The organism is Rheinheimera marina (assembly GCF_042654345.1).
Taxonomy (GTDB): domain Bacteria; phylum Pseudomonadota; class Gammaproteobacteria; order Enterobacterales; family Alteromonadaceae; genus Pararheinheimera; species Pararheinheimera marina.
Map to the genome: position 1 here is coordinate 1 of NZ_JBHSGB010000024.1, position 8,521 is coordinate 8,521.

Below are 8,521 nucleotides of genomic sequence, written 5' to 3' on the forward strand. Positions count from 1 at the left end.
CCACCTGAACCCATTCCGAACTCAGAAGTGAAACGCAGCTGCGACGATGGTAGTGTGGCGCTTGCCATGCGAGAGTAGTTCACCGCCAGGCTCCCAATAACGCCGAAGGGCCCAATCGAAAGATTGGGCCTTTTTGCATTCTGAACTTACCTGAGGTGAACTGCTCGAGCAGGGCAACCCATGCGACAAAAACGTCTGGAACGTTTTTGGACCGCGACAGCGGGTCCCGCAGGGACGAGACTCAGGATGGGTCGAGCAACGTACTTCACCGCCAGGCTCCTCCTCTGAGAACCCCGCTCAAGCAGCGGGGTTTTTGCTTTTTGCTTTCCAAACCATCGGTAGTTTGACTGCTGCTGTAATTTTTTACGCAGTTTGCTTAAAACAGCAGCGACTATTGCGGCTGCCGTGCTCTTTTGCGCCTCTCTATCCGACATTTTTAGACTTCAGACGCACCGCCTCTGGTCAAAAACTGAAAAGCGGGATCAGTGGATTAGCGCTTTGCAAGAAAACTTCGTCAACAGCCCAACCTGGAATTCAAAAATCTCTATTAACCAGCTATAACAATTCAGCGAATACACGGAGGGCTAAGGCATGACTTACATCATTAATGTACTTATTGCGTTGAGTCGTTTATTGAATGCACTTCTTGGCGGTAACCCAAGTCTGACCTTGAGCAGTAGTGCGGGGCTGCATTTTAGAAAAGGTGAGTGGATAGTGCGGCGTGAAGTGATCAATGCGTTGTTTTTCCCGCAGCCTGATCATTGTGAAATAGCTATCCGCCTGGATGATGACCGCAATCAACAGGCGCAACAGCAAATAAAAAGCCCCTGATTTCAGAGGCTTTTTGGGAACGCTAGTAAGACAACAAATCAGTTCAACGCGGGGCTCATTTCAACTACCACTTCATTGTTCTGAAATAGCTGCAGCTTGTCGCCATTCACTTCTATGCGGTCAGCACTTTGCAGTTGTTGCGTGAACTTTGATTCATAGTAGTTACTTTCAGCACAGTATTTACGGGTACTGACTAAGGGATCAATCTTCAGCAAGTTGGAGCTTTGGCTGTAGCTGCCATTAAAGAAATTGCAGCCAGAAAAACCGTACAACTTGGCGTTGTCGTTAAACATCATCCGCAGGTTGTACTGCTGCGGCACCTGGATGTATTTAATCCGGTTCACGCGCCAGACAATGCCCTGGACTTTGGATGTTTTGTATTGATCGGGACATGTTGCTCCTGGCCAGAACTGATCAAATTGCTCTACAAAGACCAATTTGTCTTCTTTCGGGCTTTGACGGGCCACCATAGTGGCGATGACCGGCTTACCATTCAGATTTTTATCCTGCTGATAGCTGCGCAGCATAGGAATATGATGCTGTGTCATTGCGATACTGACGGTGTCACCGTTGGTGCAGGATGTGAAACTGGCCTGATTGTCTTTCACCTGATACAAGCCCAGCATACGCATGCTGGTATCCAGTTTGACAAAATTCTGACTGCGAACCAATTCAAAATTTTCTTTAGAAACAACCGGCTTACCGGCTTCATCCAGCAGTACCAATTTATTGTTACTGACAAATTGGAAAGAAGGCAGTTTGACGCTTTGCGACATCAGGTGGATGGTACGGGCTTCCAATAGCCAGTTGCCTTTGACCAGATTGATCTCTGGACTGTCGATGTATTCCTGGCGGGCCTCAAATTTGCCGTCCTGAAACAGATTCAGCTGGTATTTGACGCCAGGGCAATGACGACATGACAAAGTACCGCTAAAGCTCATATCACGATCAATAAAGATATGACCAAAATCAGTCGCGACAGCCTGAGTTGCCTGGTCATTCAACACTTCATTTTCTACCAACTCTGGTTCTGGCTCAGGCACAGGCTCGTTCACTTGCGCGACTGGGGCAGGTGCTTGTTCGGGTAACTGGCTACAGGCACCTAAGCTGGCGAGTAACACAGAAAGCAATAGCTGTTTTTTCATAAGGATCCGGTTCCATAAAACTGGCGCCATTATAAATCAAGTTCTGTGACATGGAATGGGGGGGACACGGATAAATCGGCCTGTGGCTGATTCGCTGCGAAAAAATGCCGGATAAGCCAGGCGCTTTGTTTTGGCTCTTCTTGCATAAAACAATGGCCGCCTGTGACCTGGAACAGCTGCACAGCAGGGTTTAGTCCAGCCCACTTACGGGCAGACTTTTCGACAAAACCATAGGTCGCATCGCCATAGACCAACAAACTCGGGCTGCATTGCTGTTTCAACGCTCGCCATAACCCCGTTGGATAAGAGGCAAAAATTTCTGCCTCCCGGTTTGGCGGGCATTTCAGGCTAAAACGGCTTTCCTGATGATGAAGCGCATGGTCAATATAGGCCGCCAGTGCGTCATCGTGCCAGCCTTTAAACATGCCTCTTTGGTACAGGTAGCTCCAGGCATGTTGGCGGTCTTGCCATGTTTCGCGGCGCTTTCGGGCTTTTCGTGCCATTGGGTTATGCTGGTACAGGCCCATCCAGTCCAGTACTTGCATGCTACCCAGCATCAGCGGAGTAAAGAAAACCGGGTCGAGCAACACCACTTTTTGAAATGGGCTATCTGCTCTGCTGTTGATCAGAGCTGTTAGCACGCCACCGAAACTGTGCCCTAATCCATAGCAGGGAACGTTGGTATAGTGATGTCGATGAGCCTGAAAGGCTGCCAATGCTAATTCTGCGCTGGCGTTCCAGCCGATAAAGGGACCGCCGCGGTCTGAATCACCATGGCCTTGGGCGTCGGATAAAAACAGGTCGAAATACGGATACAACAACTCCAGCAGCGGCTGATACATCCGTGAGCAAAAGCCATTACCGTGCAATACGTGCAACACAGGCAGCCCCCGCGGTTGGGTTGCATAGCCTCGAAGAGTGAAGCCATAGTCGGTATCGTAATGCCAAGGGATCAATTGCATGGGGTTCTCCTGTTTGCTGCGCAACTTTGCCACGAGTCCGGAGGGCTGTAAATTCAAACACAAGCTGGCGGGTAGACTTAAAATAGAAAACCCCGCCGAAGCGGGGTTGTTGTTAGGGCTTGTTGACGTTTCAGGGTTATTTTTGCCGCAGTCTGGCCGGTTTTTATGCCAGGCAGTGCGAGTGCAGTGTAGTTAGCCTATATAAACGAGCACTAACGCAGCAGAAAGACCGGCCAGGCGCTGCCCTTCGGGTTCGGTCTGGCGGCGCCCTGCACTTTGTCACTCGTCGCTTATTTAGAATGACTAAACTTCGCTCCTCGTTTCGCGTTCAGAACGCCGCCAGAGCGAACAAACTTTAACCTCGAAGCGTCAACAAGCCCTAGTGGTTGATTAGAACTTATAGGTAAAGCGGGCGTAGTAGAAGCCACCGTTAATACCCATGACTGCAGTAGTCGGGTATTTTGAACCTGCCACACCATCCCATTTATGTTCATCCGGGTACACGTCAAAAATATTCTGCGCGCCCACTGCAATGTCATAACTGTCATTCACATGGTAAGTCAGTTCCATGTCGGTGGTAATTTCTGAGCCCACCTCAATGGGCAAACCCCCTTCAGACTCCAACAACACACCACTGTCTAAGTGGTCTTCATAGAAAGCGCCGAAATGGTTAAAGCGGATAAAACCTTCCCAGTCACCATAGTTTTGTGCCAGGGTAAAGCTACCACGTACCCGTGGCAGACCACGTTCCAGCTGCTCTACTTTAGCGTCGCTGATGTATTCTGAATGGCTGTCAACCGTGGTATCTGTCCAGTTATATGCCAGAGAGAAGGTGGTACGGCCGCCCCATAAATCCATCGAGTAGTTCGACACTAAATCAACACCCTGAGTGGTGGTGTCGAAGTCATTGGTAAAGTATTTAACACCGGTAAAGCTGGAGGCGTCTTTCACTCCCAGCGCCAGTAGTGCTTCGATATCTTCTGGGGTCAAATCCAGTGATGAGGTTTGGCTAATGCGGTCTTCCACTTTGATATGGAAGTAGTCCAGCGTGACATACCAGTCATCCACTTCTAACACAGTGCCAATAGAGAAGTTTTTCGATTCTTCAGGCGTCAGCGGTTTACCGCCTTTTTGCACTGAAATTGGGTGCGTTGGTGGCAGGGTGGCGGTGTCAACCAAACCCAAGCCAGCTGCGAAAGAAGTGGTCACGTTACGCACACTGCTCTGGCCAATGGTTGGCGCGCGGAACCCTGTGCTCGCTGCAGCGCGCAGTGCCAGCTCGTCAGTCAATTGGTAACGGGCCGTGACTTTGCCATTGGTGGTATTGCCGAAATCTTCAAAGTCTTCGTAGCGCAGTGCAAAATCCATCCTGAAAGCGTCACTGAATTCAGCACCTAATTCAGTATAAGCTGCATAGCTGTAGCGATTGAAGGAGCCGGCATCTTCTGGCTTAAAGCCTGGGAAGCCGTTGGAACCAATACCAAAGCCCTGAGAAGCTAATGAGCCCACTTCAAATGAAGCCGGGTCACCGGCATAAATCTCAAAGGTCTCGTCACGGTATTCCACACCACCGGCGACGTTCAGTGGATAGGGCAGTGCATCCACTTCAATCGGCTTGTTGAAATCCAGGTTGGCTGCTTTTTCCAGCTGCACATACTTACCCGGGCTGAAGCTACGTGGCGTATCGGCACCTAACGAAGGGTTGATGGTGTTTTTAATATAGAACTCAACTTCACTGCGACCCACCGACATACTGGCGTCAAAGAACCAACCTGAATCCAGTTCACCTTTCACACCAGAAGCAATGGCCGTGTCTGTCACCACACCGCCAAATTTAGGGGTAAAGCCGCCAGGCAACATACTGAAAAAGGTAAAGCAATGGTCTGGCAGTGCATTCACATCAGCCGTCAGATCGGCAAAATTCTGCGTCGCGTCAACCGTTGGGCAAGAGCCCATTGACTCATCCAGATTGCCAATCAATAAGGTTTCGCCACCATCATTGGAGTACACTCCGCCGCGTGTCGTAGGGTGACGGAAATAGAAGCCACCTTCGACATCACGTTCTGCCCAGTTAGTAAACAAATAGAACTCACGATTTTTCGCCACTTCGGCGCCCATATTTAAAAACACTTTGGCGTCGCGCTTAAACTCAGGTGAACCCCAGACCTGAGCCGGGTCGGCAATCAGATTGTTGCCAGAGGCGATGGAATCTGTGGCGTCCCAACGTTGTACAGAGCGACTGGTTGGGTCGGATTGCTTGTACTCTGCGCTTAAGTTGGCAAAGCCATTGTCGGTGAAAGGCAGGCCAATGTTTCCTGAGATCTGACGTAAATCACCGTCGCCTTCATAATGTTGGCCGGTTTTTACTTCCAGCGAGCCACCTTCGGAGGCATCTTTTAAGCGGAAGTTAATCACACCAGCGATGGCGTCGGAACCATACTGTGCCGCCGCACCGTCCCGCAATACTTCAATTTGTTTTAATGCAATGGATGGAATCACCGAAATATCCGGGCCTTGCGAGCCGTCAGAAATACCGCTGCCTAAGAAGGTGATCACCGCAGCACGGTGACGACGCTTGCCATTAACCAGCACCAGGGTGCTATCCGGTGGTAAACCACGTAAGTTGGCTGGACGGATTAATGTAGACGCATCGTTGATTGGCTGGGCATTGACATTAAAAGAAGGGACGTTGGCACTCATCAGGCTGACCATATCGCTGGTGCCGTTTTTGGCAAACTCTTCGCCGCCAATCACATCCACTGGCACCGCAGAGTCGCCAACCGACCGTGGTGCACCGCGCGAACCTACCACCACAATTTTTTCTACGTCTTTATCGTCGGATGCGGCTGGTGTTTGGGCTGCGTCCTGAGCCAGAGCGCCGGTGCCAAGTAACAGACTGCCACACAGGGCAGTTTTTATCGCCAGGGCGATAGGGTTATAGTTATTTTTGCTCATTATTATTGCCTTCTCATCTGGATTTTGTGTGTCTCAGTTCTTTGTTTGCTGAGCTCTTTATTGACCATATGAGAAAAATTAATTTTTGTCTATCGTGATTTTCTGTGGCTTTATCTACGAATATTGGCGTTCTGTCTCTGATTTGTTGGGTTTGTAACAGGCGGCGTTGAACTTCTATGGTGCAGGTTCAGGGCAAATCGCCGTAAAATGAGGCGTGAACAAAGACTGAAATTGCACGCTTTCAGTGCAAGGTTTTAGTCAGAACAATAACTATTGAGGGGATCCTCTGTGAAAATAATTACTGTAGCGGCGTCAGGCTCTTTGCTGTTGATAGCCGGCAGTGCAGTGGCGAATCAGCCGCTGACGCTTGAACGCCTGTTTGCCGAACCAGCACTAAGTGGCACTGCGCCAAGAGCTTTGGCGTTTTCGCCCGACGGCAGCCGGGTGACGTACCTCAAAGGTAAAAGCACGGATGCCAACCGACTGGACTTATGGCAATACCAGTTAAAAGAAGGCAAACATAGCCTGCTGGTCGATTCAGACAGCTTATTTTCCGGACCAGAAACCCTGTCCGATGAAGAGAAAGCCCGCCGGGAGCGGCTGCGATTGTTTGCTTCTGGTATTGTCAGCTACAACTGGTCTAAAGATGGCAAGGCACTGTTATTTCCGCTCAATGGGGATTTGTATTACTACGATGTCCCCACGGGCAAAGCACGTAAGCTGACGGATACGGAGGCCTTTGAAACCGACGCGCAAATCTCGCCGAAAGGCCGCTATGTGTCCTTTGTTCGCGAGCAAAACCTTTATGTATTGGATCTGCAAACCAACAAAGAAACTCAGCTGACCTCAGATGGTGGCGGCGTGATTAAAAACGGTATGGCGGAGTTTGTTGCGCAGGAAGAAATGCACCGGATGACGGGCTACTGGTGGGCGCCGGATGACAGTCAAATTGCTTTTAGCCGGGTGGACGAAAGCCCTGTGGCGGAAGCGGTGCGAAATGAAATTTACGCTGACGAAATTAAACTGTTCAGTCAGCGTTATCCCTTTACCGGCACTCCGAACGTTCATATTCAGCTGGGGGTAACCCGCATTGAGCAACCTGCTACCCAGTGGCTGGATTTAGGCAAAGAGCAGGACATTTACCTGACCCGGGTGAGCTGGACTCAGTCTGCCAATGAACTGACTTATCAATGGCAAAGTCGTGACCAGCAACAGCTGGAGCTACGCTCTGTCAAGCTGCCAGCCAAGCAAACCAGAGTGTTGTTAACTGAACGCAGCAAGACCTGGCTGAATCTGCACGACGACCTGTATTTCCTCAAAGACGGTCAACATTTTGTCTGGGCGTCAGAACGTGACGGTTACAAGCATCTGTATTTGTACAAAAATGACGGTCAGCTGGTACGGCAGCTGACGCAAGGGGATTGGGTCGTCAATAAAGTTGAAGCCATTAACGAAGAAAAAGGGCTGGTGTTTTTTTCTGGCCGTAAAGATACACCGCTGGAAAGCCATTTGTATTCAGTGTCGCTCAAAGGTGGAGCGATAGAGCGCCTGACGACGCCAGGCTATTCCCATGCTGTGGTGATGGCGAAAAGCGGCGAGAGCTTTATTGACAGCTTCTCCAGCGTGACTCAGCCGACCAAGGTAGACTTGCGGGCAACTTCTGGACAGGTACTGACCGTCCTGGAAGCGAATGACGTCGCCGGCACACACCCTCTGGCTGCATACAAAGACGGTATGGTACAACCCCGCTTTGGCACCTTAAAAGCCAAAGACGGCCAAACGTTGCATTACCGCCTGTTTCAGCCAAAAACTCTGCAAGCCGGTAAAAAATACCCTGTGGTGGTGGGGGTCTATGGTGGTCCAGGTGCCCAGCGTGTGACCAACAGCTGGAGCCAGAAAGACCTGTACTTCCAGTATCTGGTGCAGCAGGGTTATCTGGTGTTTCAACTGGACAACAGAGGCTCGGAAAACCGCGGTAAAGCCTTTGAAGATCCAATTTACAAGAAACTGGCCGTGGTCGAGATTGAAGACCAAATCACAGGTGTCGATTACCTGCGCAGCCTGCCTTACGTCGACGCGGCCAATATTGGTATCTATGGCCACAGCTATGGCGGCTATATGACCATTATGGCCATGTTCAAAGCAGGTGATTACTTCAAAGCCGGCGTGGCCGGAGCTCCTGTGACCGACTGGTCTTTATACGACACACACTACACTGAGCGTTATCTTGGCAATCCAAACAGCAATAAAGCTGGTTATGAAGCCAGTGCAGTCTTCCCTTATGTCAAAGACTATCAGGGCAACCTGCTGATTTACCATGGCATGGCCGATGACAATGTGCTCTTCACCCACAGCACCAAGCTGTACTCAGAATTGCAGAAGCAAGGCAAGTTGTTTGACAGCATGGATTACCCGGGCAGTAAACACTCGATGTTTGGTCAGCAGGTACAAACCCATCTGCACAAAACCATGACGGCGTTTTTTGAGCGTCAGCTGAAATAGTGCAGCAAAAAAGGGCGGCTAAAGAGCTAATGCCGATCAGTTAAGCCAATTTCAGATCGGTTGACCGATCCAGTGACTGCTGTATAAAGGCCTGCAACAGAGACGTCGCAGGCCTTTTTCTATGCA

Annotated in this window: 5 protein-coding genes and 1 rRNA gene; 3 read left to right on the forward strand and 3 right to left on the reverse strand. The window is 50.2% G+C overall.

Going from position 1 to position 8,521, the window contains the following annotated elements; genetic code table 11:
- Both rrf and ACFO3I_RS19030 read left to right on the forward strand, forming a co-directional pair.
- Positions 1-91 (forward strand): 5S ribosomal RNA (gene rrf / locus ACFO3I_RS19025); the annotation flags it as partial.
- Between the two features lie 500 nt (positions 92-591).
- Positions 592-831 (forward strand): hypothetical protein, encoded by a 240-nt coding sequence (locus tag ACFO3I_RS19030; protein ID WP_377336791.1) that lies wholly within the window; start codon positions 592-594, stop codon positions 829-831.
- Between the two features lie 38 nt (positions 832-869).
- Here ACFO3I_RS19030 and ACFO3I_RS19035 read toward each other — a convergent pair whose 3' ends face one another.
- The 3 genes from ACFO3I_RS19035 to ACFO3I_RS19045 form a co-directional block, all read right to left on the reverse strand.
- Positions 870-1,976, reverse strand: a complete 1,107-nt coding sequence (locus ACFO3I_RS19035; protein WP_377336793.1) for an META domain-containing protein — start codon at positions 1,974-1,976, stop codon at positions 870-872.
- 29 nt (positions 1,977-2,005) lie between these two features.
- A complete protein-coding gene (locus tag ACFO3I_RS19040) occupies positions 2,006-2,938 on the reverse strand; it encodes an alpha/beta hydrolase (protein WP_377336795.1) in 933 nt (310 codons plus the stop codon).
- Between the two features lie 390 nt (positions 2,939-3,328).
- Positions 3,329-5,893, reverse strand: coding sequence for a TonB-dependent receptor plug domain-containing protein (locus ACFO3I_RS19045; RefSeq protein ID WP_377336797.1), 2,565 nt, complete (start codon positions 5,891-5,893; stop codon positions 3,329-3,331).
- Positions 5,894-6,181: 288 nt separating this feature from the next.
- Here ACFO3I_RS19045 and ACFO3I_RS19050 point away from each other — a divergent pair, with 288 nt between their 5' ends.
- Positions 6,182-8,395 carry a S9 family peptidase gene (locus tag ACFO3I_RS19050; protein WP_377336799.1) on the forward strand — a complete coding sequence of 738 codons (2,214 nt, stop codon included), beginning with the start codon at positions 6,182-6,184 and terminating at the stop codon, positions 8,393-8,395.
- The last annotated feature ends 126 nt before the right edge of the window (positions 8,396-8,521 follow it).

Coding starts and splice junctions, on each gene's coding strand:
- ACFO3I_RS19040 (WP_377336795.1), bottom strand. CDS start 2,938: ATGCAATTGATCCCTTGGCATTACGATACCGACTATGGCTTCACTCTT.
- ACFO3I_RS19035 (WP_377336793.1), bottom strand. CDS start 1,976: ATGAAAAAACAGCTATTGCTTTCTGTGTTACTCGCCAGCTTAGGTGCC.
- ACFO3I_RS19030 (WP_377336791.1), top strand. CDS start 592: ATGACTTACATCATTAATGTACTTATTGCGTTGAGTCGTTTATTGAAT.
- ACFO3I_RS19045 (WP_377336797.1), bottom strand. CDS start 5,893: ATGAGCAAAAATAACTATAACCCTATCGCCCTGGCGATAAAAACTGCC.